The sequence below is a fragment of the Pseudoalteromonas sp. S4492 genome (genome assembly GCF_005886115.1).
Classification (GTDB): domain Bacteria; phylum Pseudomonadota; class Gammaproteobacteria; order Enterobacterales; family Alteromonadaceae; genus Pseudoalteromonas; species Pseudoalteromonas gelatinilytica.
Window position 1 is genome coordinate 1 of record NZ_PNCP01000267.1, and the last position, 347, is coordinate 347.

The 347-nt window shown below is 51.3% G+C and carries 1 pseudogene; it reads right to left on the minus strand.

Going from position 1 to position 347, the window contains the following annotated elements:
- Positions 1–97 precede the first annotated feature (97 nt).
- Positions 98–347: pseudogene (locus CWC28_RS21540) on the minus strand (bifunctional methylenetetrahydrofolate dehydrogenase/methenyltetrahydrofolate cyclohydrolase); the annotation flags it as partial.

Sequence of the window (347 nt, forward strand, 5' to 3'; positions counted from 1 at the left end):
TCAAACCATGCGATGATTCAATGCAGTATTAGAGTGATGGTTCGCGAGTTTGAAAAGCTCCGGCCTGTTCTACGGAGCTTTCCAACCATTGTGTCTGTTAGTCGTGAAGATGTTCTGCAGCGTAAAGGGTGTTTTCAAGAAGGGTGGCGACGGTCATGGGGCCAACGCCGCCAGGTACCGGTGTAATCCAGCTGGCTTTTTGCTGGGCGGTTTCGAACTCAATGTCGCCTACCAGTCGGCCGTCGTCCATACGATTGATGCCGATGTCGATGACAATAGCACCTTCTTTAACCCATTCACCTTTGACCAGTCCGGGCTTGCCAACAGCAACCACCAGAATTTCTGCT